22 protein-coding genes, 1 pseudogene and 1 other annotated feature are annotated in these 23175 nt (G+C 53.8%); of the genes and pseudogenes, 12 read left to right on the forward strand and 11 right to left on the reverse strand.

Annotated features, from left to right (window positions below; genetic code table 11):
* Positions 1–19 precede the first annotated feature (19 nt).
* The 6 genes from acnA to topA form a co-directional block, all read right to left on the reverse strand.
* Positions 20–2695, reverse strand: a complete 2676-nt coding sequence (acnA, locus tag L383_RS15800; protein WP_023330549.1) for an aconitate hydratase AcnA — start codon at positions 2693–2695, stop codon at positions 20–22.
* Positions 2696–2858: 163 nt separating this feature from the next.
* Positions 2859–2957, reverse strand: a complete 99-nt coding sequence (ymiC, locus tag L383_RS26330) for a small membrane protein YmiC (RefSeq protein WP_014884088.1) — start codon at positions 2955–2957, stop codon at positions 2859–2861.
* Positions 2958–3095: 138 nt separating this feature from the next.
* Positions 3096–3266, reverse strand: a complete 171-nt coding sequence (locus L383_RS26090) for a hypothetical protein (RefSeq protein WP_032629003.1) — start codon at positions 3264–3266, stop codon at positions 3096–3098.
* 2 nt (positions 3267–3268) lie between these two features.
* On the reverse strand, positions 3269–3409 hold the full coding sequence (locus tag L383_RS15795) for a YmiA family putative membrane protein (protein WP_213391151.1): 141 nt from the start codon (positions 3407–3409) through the stop codon (positions 3269–3271).
* A 338-nt stretch (positions 3410–3747) separates the two neighbouring features.
* Positions 3748–4722 (reverse strand): HTH-type transcriptional regulator CysB, encoded by a 975-nt coding sequence (cysB, locus tag L383_RS15790; RefSeq protein WP_006175683.1) that lies wholly within the window; start codon positions 4720–4722, stop codon positions 3748–3750.
* Positions 4723–4909: 187 nt separating this feature from the next.
* A complete protein-coding gene (gene topA / locus L383_RS15785) occupies positions 4910–7507 on the reverse strand; it encodes a type I DNA topoisomerase (protein WP_023330550.1) in 2598 nt (865 codons plus the stop codon).
* A gap of 399 nt (positions 7508–7906) precedes the next feature.
* On the opposite strand from topA, the gene L383_RS15780 reads away from it, so the two are divergent.
* Complete coding sequence (locus L383_RS15780; protein WP_003856804.1) at positions 7907–8158, forward strand: YciN family protein; 252 nt, start codon at positions 7907–7909, stop codon at positions 8156–8158.
* Positions 8159–8192: 34 nt separating this feature from the next.
* Here L383_RS15780 and sohB read toward each other — a convergent pair whose 3' ends face one another.
* Positions 8193–9239: a protease SohB gene (sohB, locus tag L383_RS15775; protein ID WP_023330551.1), complete on the reverse strand. Its 1047-nt coding sequence runs from the start codon at positions 9237–9239 to the stop codon at positions 8193–8195.
* A gap of 251 nt (positions 9240–9490) precedes the next feature.
* Between sohB and L383_RS15770 the strand changes: the two genes are divergently transcribed.
* Together L383_RS15770 and cobO are read left to right on the forward strand one after the other, a co-directional pair.
* The gene (locus L383_RS15770; protein WP_023330552.1) at positions 9491–10252 is read left to right on the forward strand and encodes a YciK family oxidoreductase; all 762 of its coding nucleotides are present in this window, start codon (positions 9491–9493) and stop codon (positions 10250–10252) included.
* Positions 10249–10839 (forward strand): cob(I)yrinic acid a,c-diamide adenosyltransferase, encoded by a 591-nt coding sequence (gene cobO, locus L383_RS15765; protein WP_023330553.1) that lies wholly within the window; start codon positions 10249–10251, stop codon positions 10837–10839. The genes L383_RS15770 and cobO overlap by 4 nt, the downstream gene beginning before the upstream one ends.
* Before the next feature lie 35 nt (positions 10840–10874).
* Here the strand turns inward: cobO and rluB are convergent, their stop codons facing one another.
* The 3 genes from rluB to rnm form a co-directional block, all read right to left on the reverse strand.
* Positions 10875–11753, reverse strand: a complete 879-nt coding sequence (gene rluB, locus L383_RS15760; protein WP_014884095.1) for a 23S rRNA pseudouridine(2605) synthase RluB — start codon at positions 11751–11753, stop codon at positions 10875–10877.
* Positions 11754–11849: 96 nt separating this feature from the next.
* Entirely contained in the window at positions 11850–12470 is a 621-nt protein-coding gene (locus L383_RS15755; protein WP_003856793.1) for an L-threonylcarbamoyladenylate synthase, read from the reverse strand.
* A complete protein-coding gene (rnm, locus tag L383_RS15750) occupies positions 12467–13348 on the reverse strand; it encodes an RNase RNM (protein ID WP_032629004.1) in 882 nt (293 codons plus the stop codon). The genes L383_RS15755 and rnm overlap by 4 nt, the downstream gene beginning before the upstream one ends.
* A 139-nt stretch (positions 13349–13487) precedes the next feature.
* Between rnm and trpL the strand changes: the two genes are divergently transcribed.
* The 8 genes and pseudogenes from trpL (at position 13488) to L383_RS26340 (ending at position 21684) form a co-directional block, all read left to right on the forward strand.
* Entirely contained in the window at positions 13488–13532 is a 45-nt protein-coding gene (gene trpL, locus L383_RS26525) for a trp operon leader peptide (RefSeq protein WP_106993556.1), read from the forward strand.
* Positions 13509–13603 (forward strand) — a sequence feature (Trp leader region). Its footprint overlaps the gene before it by 24 nt.
* Before the next feature lie 25 nt (positions 13604–13628).
* Positions 13629–15191 carry an anthranilate synthase component 1 gene (locus L383_RS15745; RefSeq protein WP_023330555.1) on the forward strand — a complete coding sequence of 521 codons (1563 nt, stop codon included), beginning with the start codon at positions 13629–13631 and terminating at the stop codon, positions 15189–15191.
* Positions 15191–16786: a bifunctional anthranilate synthase glutamate amidotransferase component TrpG/anthranilate phosphoribosyltransferase TrpD gene (trpD, locus tag L383_RS15740; RefSeq protein WP_023330556.1), complete on the forward strand. Its 1596-nt coding sequence runs from the start codon at positions 15191–15193 to the stop codon at positions 16784–16786. Before L383_RS15745 ends, trpD begins: the two co-directional genes overlap by 1 nt.
* A gap of 3 nt (positions 16787–16789) precedes the next feature.
* On the forward strand, positions 16790–18148 hold the full coding sequence (gene trpCF / locus L383_RS15735; RefSeq protein ID WP_014884099.1) for a bifunctional indole-3-glycerol-phosphate synthase TrpC/phosphoribosylanthranilate isomerase TrpF: 1359 nt from the start codon (positions 16790–16792) through the stop codon (positions 18146–18148).
* A gap of 10 nt (positions 18149–18158) precedes the next feature.
* Entirely contained in the window at positions 18159–19352 is a 1194-nt protein-coding gene (gene trpB / locus L383_RS15730) for a tryptophan synthase subunit beta (protein ID WP_014884100.1), read from the forward strand.
* Positions 19352–20161 (forward strand): tryptophan synthase subunit alpha, encoded by an 810-nt coding sequence (gene trpA / locus L383_RS15725; protein WP_014884101.1) that lies wholly within the window; start codon positions 19352–19354, stop codon positions 20159–20161. Before trpB ends, trpA begins: the two co-directional genes overlap by 1 nt.
* A gap of 266 nt (positions 20162–20427) precedes the next feature.
* Positions 20428–20848: pseudogene (locus L383_RS26335) on the forward strand (hypothetical protein).
* Between the two features lie 107 nt (positions 20849–20955).
* Positions 20956–21684, forward strand: a complete 729-nt coding sequence (locus tag L383_RS26340) for a mechanosensitive ion channel family protein (RefSeq protein WP_323189860.1) — start codon at positions 20956–20958, stop codon at positions 21682–21684.
* 155 nt (positions 21685–21839) lie between these two features.
* On the opposite strand, the gene cspA is transcribed toward L383_RS26340, so the two are convergent.
* Complete coding sequence (cspA, locus tag L383_RS15715; RefSeq protein ID WP_014884103.1) at positions 21840–22052, reverse strand: transcription antiterminator/RNA stability regulator CspE; 213 nt, start codon at positions 22050–22052, stop codon at positions 21840–21842.
* A 491-nt stretch (positions 22053–22543) separates the two neighbouring features.
* Here cspA and L383_RS15710 point away from each other — a divergent pair, with 491 nt between their 5' ends.
* Entirely contained in the window at positions 22544–23149 is a 606-nt protein-coding gene (locus L383_RS15710) for a hypothetical protein (protein WP_032629007.1), read from the forward strand.
* Positions 23150–23175: the final 26 nt, after the last annotated feature.

Raw genomic sequence — 23175 nt, forward strand, 5'->3', positions numbered from 1 at the left:
TAAGCGCCGGGCTTTTTTATCAATCGAGCATCTTACGAATCACATAGTGTAAAATGCCGTCGTTCTGGTAGTAGGTCAATTCGGTTGCCGTATCAATACGGCACCGGCAGTCCAGTACCTCCGTCTTCCCGTCAGCTCGCGTCAGCTTCACCGGCACCGTTTTACCCGGCTGCAGGTTTTGCAGACCACTAATATCAATCTGCTCTTCTCCGGTCAGCCCCAGCGTTTTACGGGTTACGCCCTGCGGGAACTCAAGCGGCAGAATCCCCATGCCGATGAGGTTCGAGCGGTGAATACGTTCAAACGACTCGGCGATCACCACACGAACGCCTAGCAGGCGCGGTCCTTTCGCCGCCCAGTCACGGCTGGAACCGGAACCGTACTCTTTCCCGGCAATCACCGCCAGCGGCGTACCTTCCTGTTGATATTTCACGGCTGCATCGTAAATCGACACGACGTCCGTCCCCGGCAGATGGCGCGTCATCCCCCCTTCCACCCCCGGAACCATTTCATTACGAATGCGAATGTTGGCAAACGTGCCCCGCATCATGACTTCATGGTTACCGCGGCGCGAACCGTAGGAGTTAAAATCGCGGCGCTCCACTCCCCGGCTTTGCAAATAACGGCCCGCCGGGCTATCGGCTTTGATACTCCCCGCCGGAGAGATATGGTCAGTGGTGACAGAATCCCCCAGCATGGCCAGGATGCGCGCCCCATGAATATCTTTAAGCGGCGCAGGCTCGGCGAGCATCTCATCAAAGAACGGAGACAGACGAATATAGGTCGAGTCATCCTGCCAGTCATAGGTGTCCGACCCCACGACATTGATGGTTTTCCATTCCGGCGTGCCTTCGAAGACCTCCGCATACTCTTTGCGGAACATCTCTGTAGAGACCTTTTCAACGGCCATCGCAATTTCACGCGAGGACGGCCAGATATCTTTCAGGTAGACGGGATCGTTCTTGCGGTCGTGACCAATCGGATCGGTCACCAGGTTAATGTTCATGTTCCCGGCCAGCGCATAGGCCACCACCAGGGGCGGCGAAGCAAGCCAGTTGGTTTTCACCAGTGGATGAATACGCCCTTCAAAGTTACGGTTGCCGGAAAGAACGGCGCCTACCGTCAAATCGCCCTGCTTGATCGCCGTTTCAATGGGCTCAGGCAGCGGACCGGAGTTACCAATGCAGGTCGTACAGCCATACCCCACGAGGTTAAAGCCCAGCTCATCAAGATAAGGCGTCAGCTTAGCCTGCGCCAGGTAATCCGAAACCACTTTGGAGCCCGGCGCCAGCGAGGCTTTGACCCACGGTTGAGGTTTCAGACCCAGTTCAACCGCTTTTTTCGCCAGCAGACCGGCCGCCATTAAAACACTGGGGTTTGAGGTGTTGGTACAGGATGTGATGGCGGCAATCACAACCGCCCCGTCCGGAAGTTGATATTGATGGCCGTTCAACACATAGTCGATGGGACGATGGTCTTTCTTCGCCACGTTGACTTCCAGCTCATTGCTGGCCGCAAAGGCTTTCGGCACGTCTGTCAACGCGACGCGATCCTGCGGACGTTTTGGCCCGGCGAGGCTTGCCTCAACGCTGCCCATATCAAGCTCAAGCGTACTGGTAAATACCGGTTCATCGCCCGGATTGCGCCACATACCCTGCGCTTTGGTATAGGCCTCTACCAGCGCCACCTGCTCTTCGCTGCGTCCGCTCAGACGCATGTACTCCAGCGTGACGTCATCAATTGGGAAAAAGCCACAGGTTGCGCCATATTCTGGTGCCATGTTGGCAATGGTCGCGCGGTCAGCCAGGGGCAGCGAATCCAGCCCGTCCCCGTAGAACTCAACAAATTTGCCCACCACCCCATGCTTGCGCAGCATTTGCGTAACGGTAAGTACCAAATCGGTCGCGGTAATGCCTTCTGACAGTTTTCCTGTCAGCTTAAAGCCCACGACATCCGGAATCAGCATGGAGATCGGCTGACCGAGCATGGCGGCTTCCGCTTCGATTCCGCCGACACCCCAGCCCAGCACGCCGAGGCCGTTAATCATGGTGGTGTGGGAATCTGTACCCACCAGCGTATCCGGATAAGCCACCCACTCTTTGTCCTGTAATTCGCTCCAGACGGCTTTACCGAGATACTCAAGGTTAACCTGGTGGCAAATACCGGTGCCTGGTGGAACCACGCTAAAGCGGCTGAATGCCTGCTGGCCCCACTTCAGGAAAACATAACGTTCGTGGTTACGCTCCATTTCCAGACGGACGTTCTCGCCAAAGGCATCGTCATCACCGAAATGGTCAACGGTCACGGAGTGGTCAATCACGAGGTCAACGGGGGAAAGCGGGTTCACTTTGGCCGTATCGCCGCCGAGGCGTTTAACCGCCTCGCGCATCGCGGCGAGATCCACCACGGCAGGTACACCGGTAAAGTCCTGCATCAGGACCCTTGCCGGGCGGTAGGCGATTTCTCTGTCGGCATGGGCATGCTTCAGCCACCCCGCCAGCGCCTGGATATCATCGAGCGTGACGGAATCACCGTCCTGCCAGCGCAAGAGGTTTTCCATCAGAACTTTCAAGGACTTGGGTAAACGCGAAATGTCCCCAAGCGTTCTGGCAGCCAGCGGCAGGCTATAGTAATGCCAGGTTTTATTTTCTGCCTGTAATGTGTCCTTACTGGCTTCGCGTAGGGTTAACGACATAAGCTCCTCCTTAATTACAGAGATGTCCTGACAATCATCAGGGCCGTAATTAAAGATAACACAAAGATGTCGTAACGTTTTGATAACAACCCGAATTGATAAATTTAGGAATGGTCCAGAGGACGTCAAAACAAAAAACCCCGCCGCAGCGAGGTTTTATCATTTAGCGGATGGCCAGCCAGATGAGCTGACTCCAGAACAGGATCGACAGGGTAAACACGCCAATCCATGACCAGTATTTGTGAGACGTCATGTTATTCATCATAGGGACACCAGGCATTATTTATTAAACATTCCGAGGCAGGTCCTCAGTGCGATATTGCTGATGTGTATTTATTAAAGAGTACAAAGGTGCATAGTCGTTATTCAGACCCAATGCATCATTACGCAAAAAACTAAATTATTGTTTTTTGGGTTCGTCTTCCGCGAACACATCAATAAAGGCTTGCTGCTGCGGCGTCAGTTTCCAGGAAGCAGGCACAACTGTCGCAGGAGCCTTACGTCCTTTGTGGACAGTGTCATGACGCTGACACATCTGTTTTACCGTTTCTGTACGTACCGTCACTGCCATATTCAACCCCAATATTTCCAGGCTAGGAGAGCAACCATCAGCCAGAACAGGGCGGAGACGAGAAAGACCGCCAGCCAGGCTTTACGCTTGAGCGCAGGATCCCTTTGCGGTTCTTCACTTCCTGAAGGCATTGCTAACCTCATACAATCGATATCGCTTATCATTTAGGACCAAACAATTGGTACAATTAATCATCTGTTGAGATAAATCCTAAAGAAACTTTAGCCGAAAAGCCAGTGAATTTACGCATCCGGAGGTATGAAATATTCATTCTTTTGACCACAAATAAATATTTGAAAAGAAAAATTTGCGTAGCCGTTAATTAGTTTCTATTTTTGTCGCCAATTCACGACATTAAAACCATACAAAATAAAAGGATAATGACAATATATGGCAGGGAGAGCGCAGATGATGATAATTCTAATTTAGCTTTAAGGCGGTATTTCGGTATCTTTCCGTTAGGGAAAGATACCGGGTGTGATTATTTTGCGGGGAGTTTGATGTCTTTAAACATCTCTTCAATATCTTCATTTGAGCGTAATGCAACGGCGGTATCCACCACGTCACGCGTTAAATGCGGGGCAAAGCGCTGAATAAAATCATACATATAGCTACGCAGGAAGGTACTGCGACGGAAGCCAATTTTTGTGGTGCTGTGGCTAAAAATATCGTGTGCATCAAGACGTACCAGATCAGGGTCTGACACCGGGTCGACCGCCATGCTGGCAATAACGCCCACGCCCAGACCAAGCCGTACGTAAGTCTTGATGACGTCGGCATCGGTAGCGGTAAAGACAATGCGTGGGGTTAACCCGGCACGGTTAAAGGCGGTATCAAGCTCGGAACGTCCGGTAAAGCCAAACGTATAGGTGACTAACGGATATTGCGCCAGCTCTTCAATCGTTACCGACCCTTTCCCCGCCAGCGGGTGATCGGGAGTCACTACGATCGATCGGTTCCAGTGATAGCACGGAAGCATTACCAGATCGTCATACAGGTGGAGCGCTTCCGTCGCGATGGCAAAATCGGCATTCCCCTTCGACACCGCTTCAGCGATTTGCGTCGGTGACCCCTGATGCATATGCAAAGAGACGCGCGGATAACGCTCGATAAAGCCCTTAATGACGCCAGGTAATGCATAGCGCGCCTGGGTGTGCGTGGTGGCAATATACAGCGAGCCTTTATCTGGCCAGGTATGTTCTCCTGCAACAGATTTAATCGCATCGACTTTGGAGAGGACTTCACGCGCAATGCGAATAATTTCCTGCCCCGCTGGCGTCACCTGCGTAAGGTGCTTACCGCTACGGGCGAAAATCTGAATACCTAATTCATCCTCCAGCATGCGAACCTGCTTGCTGATGCCCGGTTGCGAGGTATATAGCCCCTCGGCAGTAGAAGAGACATTAAGGTTGTGATTCACCACCTCAACGATATAACGAAGCTGCTGTAATTTCATGCCAGACCATCCGATTTAGCGCACGCGGTCAATCGCTTAAGACGATTTGATAATAAGAAATGGGTTAACTATAACCACTATATCATTTATAGCCTGACTGTATAGTACGGAACAAAAAATAATAATAAGGTAATAAAAAAGGGCCGGAAGTCCGGCCCTTTCACAGGTAAGTGACGGTCAGGCAAGCTTATTTCTTGCCTTCAACCCATTTGCCATCGACAAAGAAGGCGGACCAGCCGGTCGCTTTGCCCTCTTTCTCTGCCGCCACGTACTGCTGCTTCGTTTTACGGCTAAAGCGAACCACCGTCTTATTGCCTTCAGGATCCTGCTGTGGCGCATCGGCCAGGTAACGCAGTTTTTCTGGCAGACGGTCACGGAAGCGGTGCAGTTCTTCAACCAGCGGCGCACGTGTTTCACGCGATTTCGGGAAGGTGTTGGCCGCCAGGAAGACACCCGCAGCACCATCACGCAGCACGAAGTACGCGTCGGATTTTTCACACGGCAGCTCTGGCAACGGAACCGGATCTTCCTTCGGCGGAGCCACTTCACCGTTGCGCAGAATTTTGCGCGTGTTTTTACACTCGTCGTTGGTGCACGCCATGTACTTCCCGAAACGCCCCATTTTCAGGTGCATTTCAGAGCCACACTTCTCGCACTCCACAATCGGGCCGTCATAGCCTTTAATGCGGAATTCACCTTCCTCAATCTCATACCCGTCACACGTTGGGTTATTACCGCAGACGTGCAGCTTACGTTTAGGATCGATCAGGTAGCTGTCCATCGCCGTGCCGCATTTTTTGCAGCGGCGTTTAGCACGCAGAGCGTTGGTTTCCGCATCCTCACCTTCCAGCACGTTGAGAACTTCGTTCTCTGGCACCAGGTTGATGGTGGTTTTGCAGCGCTCTTTTGGCGACAGCGCATAGCCGGAACAGCCAAGGAAGACGCCCGTGGTTGCCGTACGAATACCCATCTTGCGGCCGCAGGTTGGGCAGTCGATGCTGGTCAGAACCATCTGGTTAGGCAGCATGCCGCCCTCTTCAGGATCTTTCTCCGCTTTTTCAAGCTGGTTGGTAAAGTCGCTGAAGAAGCTGTCGAGAACCTTCTTCCACTCCGCCTTATGGCTGGCAACCTCGTCGAGGCTGTCTTCCATTTGCGCGGTGAAATCGTAGTTCATCAACTCGCGGAAATTAGCTTCCAGACGGTCGGTGACGATCTCACCCATTTTTTCCGCATAGAAACGACGGTTTTCAACTCGAACGTAGCCGCGATCCTGGATCGTCGAGATGATTGACGCGTAGGTCGATGGACGACCAATACCGCGTTTTTCCAGCTCTTTCACCAGCGACGCTTCACTAAAGCGCGCAGGCGGCTTGGTGAAGTGCTGAGCAGGAACGAGATCAACCAGAGAGAGCTCATCTCCCTTGTTCACCGCTGGCAGCGTACGGTCTTCATCACCTTTACGCAGCGCAGGCATGACTTTTGTCCAGCCGTCGAAACGCAGGATACGACCGCGCGCTTTGAGACGGAAGTCGCCCGCACCGACGGTCAGCGTCGTGGAGTCATACTTCGCAGGCGTCATCTGACAGGCGACAAACTGACGCCAGATCAGCTGATACAGTTTCTGGGCGTCGGCTTCCATATCTTTCAGCGACTCGGCTAACACAGAGACATCAGAAGGACGAATCGCTTCGTGCGCTTCCTGAGAGTTCTCTTTGCTGGCGAATTGATTGGCGCTTTCCGGCAGGTATTTTTTACCGAAGTTATCACTGATATAACCGCGTACCATGTTTACCGCATCCTGGCTCAGATTCGTTGAGTCAGTACGCATGTAGGTGATGTAACCCGCTTCATACAAGCGCTGGGCCATCATCATGGTTTTCTTCACGCCATAGCCAAGGCGCGTACTCGCCGCCTGTTGCAGGGTAGACGTGATAAACGGCGCGCCAGGTTTACTGCTGGTCGGTTTATCTTCACGTTCCAGCACCTGATAGCGTGCTTTTTCCAGCAACGCGACGGCAGCCATGGTCTGGTCACGGTTTTCAGGACGGAAAGGCTTATCGTTCTGATGGCTCACCTGCAGTGGCAGAGCGTCACCGCCCGGCGTGGTCACATTGGCGTCAATTTCCCAGAATTCTTCCGGCACGAAGGCTTTAATTTCGCGTTCACGCTCAACGACAAGACGCACGGCGACGGATTGCACACGTCCTGCGGACAGGCCACGGGCAATCTTTTTCCACAGCAGTGGAGAGACCATATAGCCTACAACGCGGTCCATAAAGCGACGCGCCTGCTGGGCGTTGACACGGTCGATGTTCAGCTCGCCAGGCTTCTCAAACGCCTGACGAATCGCATTTTTTGTAATTTCGTTAAACACTACGCGACTGTAGCGTTTGTCATCACCCCCGATCACTTCCCGCAGGTGCCATGCAATGGCTTCCCCTTCGCGGTCAAGGTCGGTTGCGAGATAAATGTGGTCTGCTTTTTCAGCCAGCTGCTTCAGCTCGTTAACGACTTTCTCTTTTCCGGGCAGCACTTCGTATTGTGCATCCCAGTTGTGCCATGGGTTAACACCCATGCGGTTGACAAGCGCGCTACGTTCATCCTTTTTAGGCTTTTTAGCCCCTTTGGTGGAGGTAGAGTCTGCGCTCTTTTTGCTGGCTGAGCCACTGGTCGGCAAATCGCGGATATGACCCACGCTGGACTTAACCACGTAGTCATTACCCAGATACTTATTGATCGTTTTGGCTTTTGCCGGGGACTCAACGATGACGAGAGCTTTACCCATATTCACCTTTACCTAATTTAATTCTTCCAGGAATACGCCGCACGTTGATTTCCCTTCCGCTGACGACGAGCCAATGATATTGCGGCTGCGTCAGGAGATATCAACCCCTTTGTCCTACCGGGTGTCTGAGGAAAGACGCCCAGGTGATTGAGTTATCGGGTATTTTTCTCACACCTCGTATAATTCGTGACGAGTTCCCGGTCGAATGTCAAGCAATTCTGTTGCCAGAATGACGAAAGCGCACACTCTACCTGATAAAATTCGTTACGCAACTTTATTAGCATGCAAAAGCAAATCCCGCCAACCTGCCCCCTGTATCTTATCCCCTCACAAAACAGGGAAAATTTGCCCCCAAAGCGGCCCCGGCGTAGACTATTGTCACTGTTTAAGGAGTGGATTATGCAGAATACGACCCAACCTATTGACCGAGCCTCTCTGCTTATCGAAGCAAATAAGCTTATCCGTGACCATGAAGATACCCTGGCGGGCATCGAAGCCACCGGTGTAGAGCAGCGTAATGGCGTGCTGGTTTTCAGCGGCGAATACTTCCTTGACGAACAGGGATTACCCACCCCAAAAAGCACCGCTGTGTTTAATATGTTTAAATACCTGGCGCATACGCTTTCTGAAAAATATCACCTGGTCGATTAATGCAAAACGCGAGGCATATGCCTCGCGTTTTTGCTTACAGCAGCGGTTTTTGTCCGCGCTGTAGCCAGCGAAGCAGCAGGCGATCTGCGCTTTCCGCTGCACTGTTGGTAAAGCGGTCCATCAGGCGCTTACGCTGGGTGAACCGCACGCCTATCAGCTCCCTTCCGTCCATCAGGTTGAGTAGCAGATCGTCGCTAGTCCCCACTTCATCTACCAGCCCTTTTTCCTGCGCCTGAATACCGTACCAGTGTTCGCCTGTCGCGACCTGCTCAATATCGAGCGTTGGGCGCATACGGTGTACGAAATCTTTAAACAGGTGGTGCGTTTCGTTGAGATCCTCACGGAATTTTTGGCGCCCTTCTTCCGTATTTTCCCCCAGCAGCGTCAGGGTACGTTTGTACTGACCCGCCGTGTGCAGTTCGATATCAATCTCTTTATTCTTCAGAAAACGGTTAAAGTTTGGGATCTGTGCGACCACGCCGATAGAGCCAATGATGGAGAACGGTGCCGCAACAATTTTGTCCGCCACGCAGGCCATCATATAGCCACCACTTGCCGCGACTTTATCTACCGCCACGGTAAGCGGGATCTGCTTTTCTCGCAGACGCTGTAGCTGAGAAGCGGCCAGTCCGTAGCCGTGCACAACCCCGCCTGGGCTTTCAAGACGCACCACCACTTGATCCTGCGGAGTGGCCACGGCCAGAACGGCAGTCACCTCTTCCCGTAGCGAAGCGACTTCATGCGCATCCATACTGCCTTTAAAATCGAGTACATAGACACGAGGCTTCGCGTCAGACTGTGGCGTTGCAAGCTTAGCTTTCGCCTTTGCGGCTTTGACTTCCTGCTTGTGCTTTTTCTTCTGGGCCTTCAGCCATGCCTTCTGTTGATGGCTATCAAGCAGTGAGAGGGACATGTCTTCCTGCATCTCTTTGTACTGCTCGCTCAGACGGGTAATGCGTAACTCCCCACGCTGACGTTTGCGCTGCGTGAGATTGACAATCAGAACGGCAACGACCGCAATGGCAATCACCACCGTCGCGATTTTAGCCAAAAACAACCCATATTGAGAAAGTAATTCCACGCGTTCCACCTTGATTTAACCACGAATCTTTCACGGCAGTGTACAACAGCCCTGCCTTTGCGTCTCGCCCGTGACATTACCTGTGCGAGCCATCTTCAGGAATCCCCGCCCGGCGGTTTAAATATTTGCAAATTGTTAATTTTACAGTAATACGTCCTGTAGACTGATTGAATTCTCACGCTAATTCGGGCATAAAGCCGAAAAGTCATTATGAAGGCGCCATTGAGTCACCGTGCGCCTGAGGAGTCACCGTGCACTATCAACCGCAAAAAAACCTGCTGCAGAACCGGATCATTCTTGTCACCGGTGCCAGCGCGGGTATTGGTCGCGAAGCGGCCCTGACCTATGCTGAATATGGCGCGAGCGTTATTCTGATCGGTCGCAACGAAGAAAAACTCAAAGGTGTCGCTCAGGAAATTGAAGCGGCAGGTGGCATACCGGCCCCCTGGTATACTCTTGATTTACTGACCTGTACGCCAGCGGTATGTCAGGAATTAGCCCAACGTATCAGCACCCATTATCCACGTCTGGACGGTGTGCTGCATAACGCCGGGTTGTTAGGCGAAGTTCGTCCAATGGATGAGCAGGATTCTGATATCTGGCAGCAGGTCATGCAGGTTAACGTCAACGGCACCTTTTTCCTCACCCAGGCCTTGCTTCCTTTATTACTCAAATCTGAGTCAGGCTCTCTGGTCTTTACCTCTTCCAGCGTAGGCCGTGAGGGGCGCGCAAACTGGGGGGCATATGCTGTCTCTAAATTTGCGACCGAAGGTATGATGCAGGTGCTGGCGGAGGAATATCAGAGCCGCCATCTGCGCGTAAACTGCATTAATCCGGGCGGAACACGCACCAAAATGCGCGCCAGCGCGTTCCCGACAGAAGATCCGCAGAAGCTGAAAACCCCGGCCGATATTATGCCACTCTATCTCTGGCTAATGGGCGACGACAGCCGTCGCAAAACCGGAATGACTTTTGATGCCCAACCGGGCCGTAAACCGGGGATTTCGCAATGAGTGAAGAACGTCACCAGCAGCGCCAGCAGCGTCTGAAAGAACAGGTTGATGCGCGCATTGCGTCAGCCCAGGACGAGCGAGGGATCGTCATCGTATTTACCGGCAACGGCAAAGGCAAAACCACCGCCGCGTTCGGCACCGCCACCCGCGCCGTCGGACACGGGCAAAAAGTGGGCGTAATCCAGTTTATCAAAGGCGAATGGCCCAATGGGGAGCGCAATTTGCTGGAACCTCACGGCGTTGAGTTTCAAGTGATGGCAACCGGTTTTACGTGGGACACGCAGAACCGGGAAACCGACACCGCAGCCTGCCTTGCTGTCTGGGAGCACGCCAAAAGAATGCTGTCCGATCCGACGCTCAATATGGTGCTACTGGACGAGATCACCTATATGGTCGCCTACGACTACCTGCCGCTGAATGCCGTGCTGGATGCACTGAAAAACCGCCCTGCACATCAGACGGTAATCGTCACGGGTCGTGGGTGTCATCGGGATATTCTGGAACTGGCAGATACCGTCAGCGAGCTGCGTCCGGTCAAGCATGCATTTGATGCAGGTATCAAAGCGCAGCCTGGGATTGATTACTAAAGAAAAAAGCCCGGTGCATTCACCGGGCTTTAAGATTAACCGTTGTTATTCCGGCTGCCAGAGCGACGGTTGCTGCTGTTCACCTGGCTATGGCGTTTCACCGCACGACGGATCTGGTTCGCCTTCATACGACGACGATCTTTCTCCACCGCCACTTTTGAGGTGGTTTCCGGCGTTAGCCCCACCAGCTCGCGCAGGTAGTTGGTCTGGGTCAGATCCAGTTCGGTATAGCCGCCACGCGGCAGACCTTTTGGCAGCAGAATGTCACCGTAACGAACGCGAATCAGGCGGCTAACCTGAACCCCTACCGCTTCCCACAGACGACGCACCTCGCGGTTACGCCCCTCTGTCAGGGTGACGTTGTACCACTGGTTAATCCCTTCACCACCGGTAAATTTGATGGTTTTGAATGCTGCAGGACCGTCTTCCAGCTGAACGCCACGCGACAGGTCGCGCAGTTTATTTTCATCAACCTGGCCGAAGACACGCACGGCATATTCACGTTCCACTTCACGGCTTGGGTGCATCAGACGGTTTGCCAGCTCACCGTCGGTGGTAAATAGCAGCAGGCCGCAGGTGTTAACGTCCAGACGACCCACGGCAATCCAGCGCGCACCTCGCAGTTTAGGCAGACGGTCAAACACCGTCGGGCGACCTTCCGGGTCGTTGCGGGTACACAGCTCGCCTTCCGGCTTATAGTAAGCCAGCACGCGGCAAATCTGTTCAGCAGACTCTTTCACGGAGATAAGATGACCGTCGATGCGGATCTTAAGCCCCGGTACGATTTCTACGCGGTCACCCAGCGTGGCGATTTTACCGTCCACACTCACGCGGCCCGCTTCAATAATGGCTTCGATTTCACGGCGCGAACCGTGGCCGGCGCGCGCCAGCACTTTCTGTAACTTCTCGCTCATTGAGCTTCCTCAGGTGTCGCCTTCACAGGCGTCGAATCAGGTCAAAAGAGGGCCTGGCCCTGCTTTGATGGCCGCGTAGTATATCTGCTTACACCTCTACAAGAAAGGCTTAACATCGCCCACGCCTTCACGAATCACTTCTGGCGCATCTTCGGTTAAGTCGACCACGGTGGTCGGTTGCTGACCGAGATAGCCGCCGTGAATAATCAGCTCAACCACCTTCTCCAGACGATCTTTGATCTCTTCCGGGTCGGACTCGGTAAACTCACTTCCCGGCAGCATCAGCGAAGTCGAGAGCATTGGTTCGCCGAGGGTTTCCAGCAGCGCCTGCGCGATCGGGTTCGACGGTACGCGCATCCCGATGGTTTTACGTTTTTCCTGCAACAGGCGGCGCGGAACCTCTTTCGTCCCTTTCAGGATGAAGGTGTAGTTACCCGGCGTGTTGTTTTTAATCAGGCGAAACGCCACGTTATCAACATACGCATAGGTCGACAGCTCAGAGAGATCGCGACACATCAGCGTAAAGTTATGGCCGTCCGGAAGCTGGCGAATACGGCAGATACGCTCCATCGCCCCTTTGTCTTCAATTTTGCAGCCCAGCGCGTAGCCAGAATCGGTCGGGTAAACAATCACGCCGCCTTTGCGGACGATCTCCACGGCCTGATTGATCAGACGTGGCTGCGGGTTATCCGGATGAATATAGAAAAACTGACTCATACTTCCCTCTCTTCAATTTGCTGCGGCTGTTCCCAGAGCTGCCAGACCGGCTCAACGCCTGCCGGTAACCAAAGCTTGCGCCCCAGTTCAATCCATGCGCAGGGCTGATGGAAATCAGAGCCCTGCGACCCTGACAGGCCGAACTGGCGAGCATAAGTCGCAAGCTGCGCACGCTCATTGGGTGCCTGCTGACACTGGGCGACTTCCATCGCCTCGCCACCGCATTCAGCAAAGTGTGCCAGCAGTCTTTTCAGCCATTTAGCAGAAAGATTATACCGCCCCGGATGGGCCAGCACGGCCTTACCGCCAGAATGATGAATCACATCAATAGCTTGTTTTATTGTACACCACTGTGGCGGAACGTATCCGGTTTTCCCGCGCGCCAGATACTTTTTAAAAACATCCGCCATGGTCGTTGCCTTGCCCGCTTCAACCAGAAAACGGGCGAAATGACCGCGCGTGACTGCCCCACCGTTCGCGAGCGCTTGTGCCCCTTCCAGCGCGCCCGGAATATGCGCCTTTTCCAGACGCTCGCCGATCATCTCCGCTCGCTGGTTGCGGCGCGTTTTTTGTTCTTGCAAAAACGTTACAAGTGCCGGATGTTCTATATCGATGTTTAGACCAACGATATGAATTTCATGGTTTTCCCAGACGGTTGAGATCTCGACCCCGGTGACCAGATTCAGCGCCAGCCCGCTGCGGGCAATCTCAGCGCGCGCTGCCGGAATGGCATCAGTGGTATCGTGATCGGTTATCGCCAGCGTGCCGACGCGCATCTCAACCGCGCGATGAACCAGGGCTTCGGGTGTCAGCAGACCATCAGAAGCCTGCGTATGGCTGTGTAAATCATAAATAATGGCGTAGGTGGTATCGCTCAAAGCACTTCCCATAACAGGTTGGAGACATCCGAAACCGCCATGATACCGACTTAACGCGAAATTCTGAAATCAAGGGTTGACAACTCGCCACCGAACCAGTTAACTAGTACGCAAGTTCACACGAGAAAGGTATCTGAAAATGACAGCACATTTCACTCTGCACGGTTGGTGGCGCACTTCCTGATTTTCGGGCAGTGTCACGCGTCTGCGAAATGCAAACAGATACCCAGCCCGCTACCCAGCGGGCTTTTTTTTGAACAGAATAAATGAGAACAACAACATGCAAACAGCCAAACCCCATCTCGACCTGCTGACCTGCGAGGCGGCCTATCGCCACAACCCGACCGCGCTGTTTCATCAGGTGTGCGGCGCACGTCCGGCAACGCTGCTGCTGGAGTCTGCAGATATCGACAGCAAGGACGATCTTAAAAGCCTGTTGCTGGTCGACAGCGCGCTGCGCATTACCGCGTTAGGTGACACTGTCACCATCAAGGCACTCTCTGACAATGGCGCATCGCTGCTGCCGCTGCTTGATGCTGCCCTGCCTGCGGGCATCGAGAATAAACGTCACCCGGACCAGCGAATTCTGCATTTTCCTCCGGTAAGCCAGCTGCTGGACGAAGATGCCCGCCTCTGCTCGCTGTCCGTTTTCGACGCTTTCCGCCTGCTGCAAAATCTGGTCACCGTGCCGGAAGATGAGCGTGAAGCGATGTTCTTCGGCGGGCTGTTTGCATATGACCTGGTCGCCGGGTTTGAAGATTTGCCGGAAACCGAGCAGGGTAACCGCTGCCCGGATTACTGCTTCTATCTGGCCGAGACCCTGCTGGTGATCGACCATCAGAAAAAATACACCCGCATCCAGGCCAGCCTGTTCACGCCGTCCGCGGCTGAGAAAGAGCGCCTCGAAAATCGCATCGCTCAACTCCAGCAGCAAATGACGGAGGCACCCCCTGCGCTGCCGGTACAGCGCGTCGAGCAGATGACGTGTGAGGTTAACCAGACCGACGATCAGTACGGGGCCGTGGTTCGCCAGATGCAAAAAGCGATTCGCGCCGGGGAAATTTTCCAGGTAGTGCCTTCCCGTCGTTTCTCTCTCCCCTGCCCGTCGCCGCTGGCAGCGTACGATGTGCTGAAAAAGAGTAACCCGAGCCCTTACATGTTCTTTATGCAGGACAATGATTTCACTCTGTTTGGTGCGTCACCGGAAAGCTCCCTGAAATACGACGCTACCAGCCGCCAGATTGAGATCTACCCAATTGCGGGCACCCGCCCCCGCGGCCGTCGTGCCGACGGTTCACTGGATCGCGATCTCGACAGCCGCATAGAACTGGAAATGCGTACTGACCACAAAGAGCTCTCCGAGCATCTGATGCTGGTTGACCTGGCGCGTAACGACCTTGCGCGTATTTGCACGCCGGGTAGCCGTTACGTGGCTGATCTGACCAAAGTCGACCGTTATTCCTTCGTCATGCATCTGGTCTCCCGCGTGGTGGGTGAACTGCGCAGCGACCTCGATGTGCTGCACGCCTACCGGGCCTGCATGAACATGGGCACCCTGAGCGGCGCGCCGAAAGTGCGTGCGATGCAGTTGATTGCCGCTGCCGAAGGTCGTCGTCGCGGCAGCTACGGCGGCGCGGTGGGTTACTTCACCGCCCACGGCGATCTCGATACCTGCATCGTGATCCGCTCTGCCTACGTTGAAGACGGAATTGCCACCGTCCAGGCCGGCGCCGGGATTGTTCTCGACTCTGTTCCGCAGTCTGAAGCTGACGAAACCCGCAGTAAGGCTCGCGCGGTATTGCGCGCCATTGCTACCGCACATCATGCACAGGAGATTTTCTGATGGCTGACATTCTGCTGCTCGATAATATCGACTCTTTTACCTATAACCTGGCAGATCAGCTGCGTGCGAATGGCCATAACGTCGTTATTTACCGCAACCACGTACCGGCGCAGACCCTGATTGACCGTCTGGCGACCATGCAAAACCCGGTGCTGATGCTCTCCCCGGGTCCGGGCGCGCCAAGTGAAGCTGGCTGTATGCCGGAGCTGCTGACCCGCATGCGCGGCAAGCTACCGATTATCGGCATCTGCCTCGGTCACCAGGCGATCGTTGAAGCCTACGGCGGCTATGTCGGCCAGGCGGGCGAGATCCTGCACGGTAAAGCCTCCAGCATTGAACATGACGGCCAGGCGATGTTTGCCGGGTTACCGAATCCACTTCCGGTTGCGCGCTATCACTCGCTGGTCGGGAGTAATATTCCCGCCGGGCTGACGATTAATGCCTCGTTTGAAGGGATGGTGATGGCGGTACGTCACGACGCAGATCGCGTCTGCGGCATGCAGTTCCACCCGGAATCGATCCTGACGTCACACGGTGCCCGTCTGCTGGAGCAGACCCTCGACTGGGCGCTACAGAAGCTGGAGCAGACCAATACCCTGCAACCGATTCTGGAGAAACTGTACCAGGCGCAGACCCTTAGCCAGCAGGAGAGCCACCAGCTCTTCTCCGCCGTAGTGCGCGGCGAGCTGAAGCCTGAACAGCTGGCCGCGGCGCTGGTGAGTATGAAAGTGCGCGGCGAAAGCCCGCAGGAGATCGCCGGTGCCGCCACGGCCCTGCTGGAAAATGCCGCCCCGTTCCCGCGCCCGGACTATCCGTTTGCCGATATCGTGGGTACCGGTGGCGACGGCAGCAACAGTATCAATATTTCGACTGCCAGCGCCTTTGTGGCGGCGGCATGCGGGATGAAGGTGGCGAAACACGGTAATCGCAGCGTTTCCAGTCGGTCTGGCTCCTCCGATCTGCTGGCCGCGTTCGGTATTAACCTCGACATGAATGCCGAACGTTCCCGAGAAGCGCTGGATGACCTGGGCGTCTGCTTCCTGTTCGCGCCGAAGTACCACACCGGTTTCCGCCATGCGATGCCGGTGCGCCAGCAGCTTAAAACCCGCACGCTCTTTAACGTGCTCGGTCCGCTGATTAACCCGGCCCATCCGCCGCTGGCATTGATTGGCGTATACAGCCCTGAACTGGTCCTGCCGATTGCCGAGACGCTGCGCGTCCTGGGTTACCAGCGTGCCGCCGTGGTACACAGCGGCGGTATGGATGAAGTTTCTCTCCACGCACCGACGCTTGTGGCCGAGCTGAACAACGGCGAAGTGCTTAGCTATCAGCTGGAGGCGTCTGATTTCGGCTTAACACCCTATCATCAGGACGCGCTGGCGGGCGGCACGCCGGAAGAAAACCGTGACATTCTGACGCGCTTACTACAAGGTAAAGGTGAGGCCGCGCATGAGGCCGCCGTGGCAGCCAACGTCGCCATGCTGATGCGTTTGCACGGTGAGGAAGACCTGAAGGCTAACGCCCAAAAAGTTCTGGATGTACTGCACTCCGGTGCAGCTTACGATCGCGTTACCGCACTTGCGGCAAGAGGGTAAAGAATGCAGACCGTTTTAGCGAAAATCGTTGCCGATAAGGCCATCTGGGTGGAAGCCCGCAAAGCAGAGCAGCCGCTTGCCAGTTTCCAGAATGATGTTGTTCCCAGCAGCCGTCGTTTCTATGACGCCCTGCAGGGCGCACGCACCGCCTTTATTCTGGAGTGCAAAAAGGCCTCTCCGTCAAAAGGCGTTATTCGTGACGATTTCGACCCGGCGCGTATCGCCGGTATTTATAAGCATCATGCGTCCGCCATCTCCGTGCTGACGGATGAGAAATATTTCCAGGGCAGCTTCGATTTTCTGCCCATCGTCAGCGGCATCGCGCCGCAGCCGATCCTGTGCAAAGACTTTATTATCGACCCGTATCAGATCTGGCTTGCGCGTTTTTACCAGGCTGACGCCTGCCTGCTAATGCTCTCGGTACTCGACGACGAGCAGTATCGCCAGCTGTCTGCCGTAGCGCACAGTCTAAACATGGGCGTGCTGACCGAAGTAAGTAATGAAGAAGAACTGGAGCGCGCCATCGCGCTGGAAGCCAAAGTGGTCGGCATTAACAACCGCGATCTTCGTGACCTGTCGATTGACCTGAACCGTACGCGCCAGCTTGCGCCGCGTCTGGGTTCTGGCGTCACGGTAATCAGCGAATCCGGCATTAACAGCTACGCTCAGGTGCGCGAGCTGAGCCACTTCGCCAACGGTTTCCTGATTGGTTCCGCCATGATGGAACATGACGACCTTAACGCCGCGGTGCGTCGCGTCCTGCTCGGTGAAAACAAAGTGTGTGGCTTAACTCGCGAACAGGATGCCCTGGCCGCGTATGACGCGGGGGCCATTTACGGCGGCCTGATCTTTGTTGACGCCTCGCCTCGTGCCGTCAGTGAGGAACAGGCGCGCAATGTGATCGCGGCAGCGCCGCTTAGCTATGTGGGCGTGTTCCGTAATGCGGATATCGCAGACGTCGTGGCAAAAGCCGAAACGTTATCCCTGAGTGCGGTGCAACTGCATGGCGATGAGGATCAAGCCTACATCGATAAGCTGCGTGCAGACCTCGCCCCTCAGGTGCAGATCTGGAAAGCACAAAGCGTGGGTACCACCCTGCCCGCACGTAACCTGAATCATGTTGATAAATATGTGCTCGACAACGGCCAGGGCGGTACGGGTCAGCGTTTTGACTGGTCACTGCTAAATGGCGAAAAGCTGGACAACGTCCTGCTGGCGGGTGGATTAAGCCCGGATAACTGCGTGGAAGCCGCCAAAGCGGGCTGCGCAGGCCTCGATTTCAATTCAGGCGTAGAGTCACAACCGGGTATTAAAGATGCCAGCAAACTGGCCTCGGTTTTTAACACTCTGCGTGCATATTAAGGAAGAGAAGATGACGACATTACTTAACCCGTATTTTGGTGAGTTCGGCGGGATGTACGTCCCGCAAATCCTGATGCCCGCCCTGCGCCAGCTGGAAGAGGCGTTCGTCAGTGCGCAGAAAGATCCGGCATTTCAGGCGGAATTTACCGACCTGCTGAAAAACTATGCGGGCCGTCCGACAGCACTGACGAAATGTCGCAACCTGACCGAAGGCACAAACACGACGTTGTATCTCAAGCGTGAGGATCTGCTGCACGGTGGCGCACATAAAACTAACCAGGTTCTCGGCCAGGCGCTGCTCGCGAAGCGTATGGGGAAAACCGAAATTATTGCTGAAACCGGTGCAGGCCAGCACGGCGTAGCCTCTGCGCTCGCCAGCGCCCTGCTCGGCCTGAAATGTCGCATTTACATGGGTGCGAAAGACGTTGAGCGTCAGTCTCCGAACGTGTTCCGTATGCGCCTGATGGGGGCGGAAGTGATTCCGGTGCACAGCGGTTCCGCGACGCTGAAAGATGCCTGTAACGAAGCGCTGCGCGACTGGTCTGGCAGCTACGAAACCGCGCACTACATGCTCGGTACCGCGGCGGGTCCGCACCCGTTCCCGACCATCGTGCGCGAATTCCAGCGCATGATCGGTGAAGAGACCAAAGCGCAAATCCTTGAAAAAGAAGGTCGTCTGCCGGATGCGGTGATCGCCTGCGTCGGCGGCGGGTCTAACGCCATCGGCATGTTTGCTGATTTCATCGACGACACCCGCGTGGGTTTGATTGGCGTCGAGCCTGCCGGTCACGGTATTGAATCGGGTGAGCATGGCGCACCGTTGAAGCATGGCCGCGTGGGGATCTACTTCGGTATGAAATCGCCAATGATGCAAACCGAGGAAGGCCAGATTGAAGAGTCCTACTCTATCTCTGCGGGCCTGGATTTTCCGTCAGTTGGACCCCAGCATGCGTATCTGAACAGCACGGGTCGCGCGGATTATGTTTCTATTACCGATGACGAAGCGCTGGAAGCCTTCAAAACGCTGTGCCGCAGCGAAGGGATTATCCCGGCGCTGGAGTCTTCCCACGCCCTGGCGCACGCGCTGAAAATGATGAAAGAGAACCCGGAAAAAGAGCAACTGCTGGTCGTTAACCTGTCCGGTCGCGGTGACAAAGACATCTTCACCGTTCACGATATTCTGAAAGCACGAGGGGAAATCTGATGGAACGCTATGATAATGCATTTGCCGAACTGAAATCCCGCCAGGAAGGCGCGTTCGTTCCCTTCGTTACGCTGGGCGACCCTGGCCCGGAGCAGTCGCTGAAGATTATCGATGCCCTGATTGAAGCGGGTGCCGACGCGCTGGAGTTGGGTATTCCGTTCTCTGACCCGCTGGCGGATGGCCCGACCATCCAGAACGCCACCCTGCGCGCGTTTGCCGCAGGCGTGACGCCCACTCAGTGCTTCGAGATGCTGGCGGCGATCCGCCAGAAGCATCCGACGATCCCGATTGGCCTGCTGATGTACGCCAACCTGGTGTTTAACCGTGGTATTGATGAGTTTTACGCCGAGTGCGCGCGCGTGGGTGTCGACTCCGTTCTGGTGGCAGACGTACCGGTAGAAGAGTCTGCGCCGTTCCGTCAGGCGGCGATGCGACATAACGTGGCACCTATTTTCATCTGCCCGCCAAACGCCGATGATGAACTGCTGCGCCAGATTGCCTCCTATGGTCGCGGGTATACCTACCTGCTCTCCCGTGCGGGTGTAACCGGCGCGGAGAACAAAGCGGCGCTGCCTCTGCATCATCTGGTCGAAAAGCTGGCTGAATACCACGCGGCCCCTCCGCTGCAGGGCTTTGGGATTTCATCTCCCGACCAGGTCACCGCGGCGATTGACGCTAACGCAGCCGGTGCAATCTCAGGCTCCGCTATCGTTAAAATCATTGAGAAGAACGTGGACAAGCCAGAGCAAATGCTGGCTGAGCTGAAAACCTTTGTCAGCGCAATGAAAGCGGCAACGCGCAAAGCGTAACCTCTCCACCGTCTGGCTTCGCCGCCAGACGGTGTTTCTTTAGCGCCGCCATTCTGGGCACTGCCACGCACATTCGCCTGCTTTTATCGCCTGGAACGAATTTGAAAATAAAGTTACTGACCGCAACAAAATAGCTCGGTGCGGCTTAGGATTCAGGTCGTGGACTTGCCTGTACCGGATATGCCATTATATGATTTGGTTAAATCTTTGTATTTATCTCCTGAATGAGGTTAATACAAAATGGCATACGATTCAGGCGATAAGCGGTGGTGTACTTGGATTATTTATTAACATTCATAGAAAGCAATCCGGCTCTGGCCATTGGATTTAATCTTATTCTGCTGGTCATCTCTGGTTTCTTTGCGCACCTGATGTGCAAATTCCTGCTCATAAAAATCGTTCGTAAGGTCTTCTTTTCCAGCCACAAACAGGATGTCCCGCTGGAAAAAGATCGTCGTATTGCCGAGAAGCTGTCAAATTTCATTCCGGTTATTATCGTTTATTACGTCCTGCAGTTTATGCCCAATATGCCGGCATCGCTGGTGACGGCAATAAATACCATCTGTGGGATTTTATTCTTTATTTTTCTGTCGGTTTTCTTCAATGAGATGCTGGATATTGTCAACAGCTCTTATTTACGCAAGACGAAGCGTAAAAATCACTCTATCAAAGGCTATATTCAGATAGGGAAAATATTTATCCACATCATCGCTGCGATCATGATCCTTGCCGTCATGTCGAATAAATCCCCCGCGATCATTATTTCCAGCCTCGGGGCCGTAGCAGCCGTACTGATGTTAGTCTTTCAGCACACCCTGCTTTCGCTCGTGGCCAATATCCAGCTTTCGTCAAATGATGTCCTGCAGTTGGGGGACTGGATTGAAATGCCCGATAAGAACCTGAGTGGCGAAGTGACCGACATAGCGCTGCACACTATTACCATCCGTAACTGGGATAACACAATCTCGCGTATCCCGACCAAAAACTTCCTGACCGAAACGTATACCAACTGGCAGGCCATGTTTTCGTCAGGGGCGCGCCGGATTATGCGCAGCACCACTATCGATCAGCACTCCGTTAAATTCCTCACTCAGGAAACGCTGGCCCCGATGCTGGCCCTGCGCGGCACGAATGAACCGCTGGCAAAGCTCATCGACGGGCGTGATCCCATGGGCGTACCGGACAGTTGGTTTATGGATAATGGCCTGACAAATTTAACGCTTTTTCGGCACTACCTGATGGCATGGCTCGCCGATCGGCCTGATATTATCAAAGATATGTATATTGTCGTGCGAACGCTAAAGCCTACGCCGTCGGGTATTCCCCTGGAAATTTATTGTTTTACCTCATCCGTACTGTGGATGGAGTATGAAAATACCCAGTCAGCGATATTTGAATACATCACCGCTGTCGCCGGTCAATTCTCGCTCCGCTTATATCAGCATCCGGCTGGTCATGATTTCTGGCGTTTATCACAGGAATACAGCCTTCGGGACCGCATCCCGCCTCCGGGTGAAGGATAATTGTCTCTGAAAACAGGTCGGCAAAACAGAATAACAATTTTCCTGGAGCCATAAAAAAACCCGCACTCGGCGGGTTTTTTTGTTATCAGTGAAGCTTAACTGCTCAGACTCGCGTCTTCATCGCTATCGTAAGGGTCATTGATAACAGGCGCGACTTACAGCGGAGAAACATTACCCGCTGCCGGGCCTTTAGCGCCATTTTCAATGGTGAAGGACACTTTCTGGCCTTCATCAAGCGATTTGAAGCTGTCGCTCTGAATAGCAGAGAAATGTACGAATACATCTTTGCTGCCGTCGTCAGGCGTGATAAAGCCAAAACCTTTATCAGCGTTAAACCATTTTACTAAACCAGTCATTTTATTAGACATAGATAATTCCTTATTTTTTGAGCCACTAAGCGCGGCGATGATGGCCTGTATTTAGAGAGTAACTTATTTGGCACTTAGGAGGAGGCTCACGAAGAAGAGTATCTATTGATAACACCTGAACTGAGGACTGCTTTACTAAACTGCTTTTATAAGGTCTGTATTCCAAACCGATGACGCTATTTAGGCACAGAAAATTTTTTTAAGCAAAGTTTTTATTTTTTATTATAACCGCTTAAACACCCGGACGGCTGAATGGCTATGAAAACTAAAGCCGCTGGGGCCATGTATTCGCATCCTGTGATAGCCAAAGCATATTGCCTCTTTAGTGACGGAGAGCTCCCTGAAAGGGGGGATCTTATCGGCACAGAGTGAACGCACCCTCGCTAAGTAGCTCAATATGCTTAAAATTCATGCCTATAGCGCACAAAGTGAAATAGATTTTCGTTCGAAGCCACTTATCATAGGTGTTTTGAATGAAAGTGGTGGTGTTAATGTCTGTGCTCAAAAGCTTTTTCTTCTTTCTTTTCGCGTCAGCAGCCTGCTCCTTGCCCGTACTTTGTCTGTGGGCGGATATCTCTTTATTTAATCTGGATATACCGGAGATATCGCTGACCGAAATTGTGCAGGAATCGGTTTTAGTGAGCATCGTATTTATTCACTTCCTCCTGGCGAAGAAATGGGAATTCATGCGCTATTGCAACATCCTGATCGGCGGCTTTTTCCTCTCCATGCTGATTCGCGAACTGGATGCATTTTTTGATCTTCTGGCTCATGGAAGTTGGGTGTGGTTTGCACTACTTTCCGCTATTTGCGCTTTGCTTTATCCCGTTATCCATTTCCGACTTACTCTTACGCAACTGACCCACTATACCCGTACCCCGTGGTACGGCATGATGCTCAGTGGTCTGCTGGCAGTCCTGGTTTTCTCCCGGCTGTTTGGAATGCACGAATTATGGTACGCGATACTCGATCAAAGCTACGTCAGGGTGGTCAAGAATGTCGTGGAGGAAGGCAGCGAATCATTCGGGTATATGCTCTGCCTTATCGCATCTGCAGGGTACTACTGCTCTTTCCGTTCCCTCTCCCGCCAGAAATGATTCGGGCATTCGAACAGGTGATAAAC

Origin of the sequence: Enterobacter sp. MGH 37 (genome assembly GCF_000534515.1) — a bacterium.
Classification (GTDB): domain Bacteria; phylum Pseudomonadota; class Gammaproteobacteria; order Enterobacterales; family Enterobacteriaceae; genus Enterobacter; species Enterobacter kobei.

Coding starts and splice junctions, on each gene's coding strand:
- trpCF (WP_014884099.1), top strand. CDS start 16,790: ATGCAGACCGTTTTAGCGAAAATCGTTGCCGATAAGGCCATCTGGGTG.
- L383_RS15745 (WP_023330555.1), top strand. CDS start 13,629: ATGCAAACAGCCAAACCCCATCTCGACCTGCTGACCTGCGAGGCGGCC.
- L383_RS15795 (WP_213391151.1), bottom strand. CDS start 3,409: ATGAGGTTAGCAATGCCTTCAGGAAGTGAAGAACCGCAAAGGGATCCT.
- L383_RS26340 (WP_323189860.1), top strand. CDS start 20,956: ATGTTAGTCTTTCAGCACACCCTGCTTTCGCTCGTGGCCAATATCCAG.
- rluB (WP_014884095.1), bottom strand. CDS start 11,753: ATGAGCGAGAAGTTACAGAAAGTGCTGGCGCGCGCCGGCCACGGTTCG.
- cobO (WP_023330553.1), top strand. CDS start 10,249: ATGAGTGAAGAACGTCACCAGCAGCGCCAGCAGCGTCTGAAAGAACAG.
- trpA (WP_014884101.1), top strand. CDS start 19,352: ATGGAACGCTATGATAATGCATTTGCCGAACTGAAATCCCGCCAGGAA.
- cspA (WP_014884103.1), bottom strand. CDS start 22,052: ATGTCTAATAAAATGACTGGTTTAGTAAAATGGTTTAACGCTGATAAA.
- L383_RS15755 (WP_003856793.1), bottom strand. CDS start 12,470: ATGAGTCAGTTTTTCTATATTCATCCGGATAACCCGCAGCCACGTCTG.
- topA (WP_023330550.1), bottom strand. CDS start 7,507: ATGGGTAAAGCTCTCGTCATCGTTGAGTCCCCGGCAAAAGCCAAAACG.
- trpD (WP_023330556.1), top strand. CDS start 15,191: ATGGCTGACATTCTGCTGCTCGATAATATCGACTCTTTTACCTATAAC.
- trpB (WP_014884100.1), top strand. CDS start 18,159: ATGACGACATTACTTAACCCGTATTTTGGTGAGTTCGGCGGGATGTAC.
- L383_RS15780 (WP_003856804.1), top strand. CDS start 7,907: ATGCAGAATACGACCCAACCTATTGACCGAGCCTCTCTGCTTATCGAA.
- L383_RS15710 (WP_032629007.1), top strand. CDS start 22,544: ATGTCTGTGCTCAAAAGCTTTTTCTTCTTTCTTTTCGCGTCAGCAGCC.
- acnA (WP_023330549.1), bottom strand. CDS start 2,695: ATGTCGTTAACCCTACGCGAAGCCAGTAAGGACACATTACAGGCAGAA.
- L383_RS26090 (WP_032629003.1), bottom strand. CDS start 3,266: ATGGCAGTGACGGTACGTACAGAAACGGTAAAACAGATGTGTCAGCGT.
- ymiC (WP_014884088.1), bottom strand. CDS start 2,957: ATGAATAACATGACGTCTCACAAATACTGGTCATGGATTGGCGTGTTT.
- cysB (WP_006175683.1), bottom strand. CDS start 4,722: ATGAAATTACAGCAGCTTCGTTATATCGTTGAGGTGGTGAATCACAAC.